The sequence below is a fragment of the Pseudomonadota bacterium genome, from assembly GCA_010028905.1.
Classification (GTDB): domain Bacteria; phylum Vulcanimicrobiota; class Xenobia; order RGZZ01; family RGZZ01; genus RGZZ01.
Genome location: RGZZ01000838.1, coordinates 1 through 1,319, shown reverse-complemented (window position 1 = coordinate 1,319; position 1,319 = coordinate 1). Strand labels below are relative to the sequence as shown.

The 1,319-nt window shown below is 63.8% G+C and carries 2 protein-coding genes; both read right to left on the bottom strand.

The features are described 5' to 3' along the window. Positions 1-28: 28 nt before the first annotated feature. Entirely contained in the window at positions 29-808 is a 780-nt protein-coding gene (locus EB084_25755) for a DUF2786 domain-containing protein (GenBank protein ID NDD31669.1), read from the bottom strand. Between the two features lie 67 nt (positions 809-875). Continuing rightward, a partial coding sequence (locus EB084_25750; GenBank protein NDD31668.1) for a hypothetical protein occupies positions 876-1,319 on the bottom strand: 444 nt, incomplete at its 5' end.

The window sequence follows — 1,319 nt, the reverse complement described above, 5'->3', positions numbered from 1 at the left end:
TGGACCCGACGTGTCGAGCCTTATTCGCTCACGCGCCGAGCATCTTCGATCGACCGCCGAGCGCACCCGCGCTGCGACCGCCGACGTTGATCTCTCGACCCGCCGCCTGCCCCGCCGCACGCGCAGCGCCGTCGTAGGACGACGACGATGCGCGACCGCTCCGCAGGTTCATGTGCGCCTTCATCCACAGGTCCACCCCCACCGACTTCGCGGCGATCTTCTCGATCGCCGTGTTGACACGCATCAGCGCCAGCGGGTTGTTGCGGACTTCTTCGCGGGCCTGTGCATGGACGACACGCCGCGCTTCTTGCAGCTTCTCTGCGATGGTGTCCACGACACCGAGCCGGAAGTTGTTGCGCCACGTTGTACCGCAGCCCTTCCCCTCACGGTCGCAGAGACGGTCCACCTCTTTCGTCAGGTAGGCGAACAGGTATCGAATGGTGTCAGCATCCGACGGTCGCCCCACGATCTGCGTACGCGCACCGCTCAAGTAGATGCGGCACCCGTTCGCCCGAGCGATGTGGTCGGCGAGTCGGATGCGCCACGTTGACTTCTTGCCACCTGTGTCGTCGAGCGGGGCACCCTTCTTGCCGAAGTCCAAGATCGGCTCGTCGGGTTCGGCCTTGGCCCCGGCATCGACGTCGAGCATGGCGCTGTCCAGTTGGAACTTCGCCATGATCTCCTGCGCACGCTGCGCCGCGAGCGCAGCCTCGTTGGCGTTGTTGGAGTTCGCCAGCTTCAAGAGGCTGGCGACTTTGCGGAGGGCTTCATCACGGTTCATTGTCTCTGTCTTTCTGCCACGCACCATGCGTGGCGTTGTTGAAAGAGGGGAGCACCATGCTCCCCTCTACAAGTTGGACCCGACGCCTCTTGCCTTATTCGGCAGAGACGTGGCGCGTCCACCACTCGTCGGGCAAGAGGGACACGGCCATGCGGCCAAAGCCGGTGACGTCGACAATGTCGACGCGGGGGAAGCGACGGGACACGACTTCCCCTTCGCAGTCGAGCATGTCCAACGCTCGCGACAGGCGATGCCAGCCGTCATCGTCGAACTCACGAACGAGCACGGCGATGCTCGCCAGTTCTTCGCGCTTTCGACAGAGGTGCTCGATCTGACGCTGCACGGGCGTAGGCACCCGTTCATCGTCATCGAGACGGTTCAACTCGGCGGTCAGGTCTTCCATCCGATCCAGAAGACTGCCGCAAGCGGCAATCGACAGATCGACCACCGTTGCCTTCTGGTTCTTCGACCAGCCTCGGGCTGTCAGGATCGCTGCCGCGACGGTGGGGTTCACTTCGCGAAGTGCGGACGGCTCACC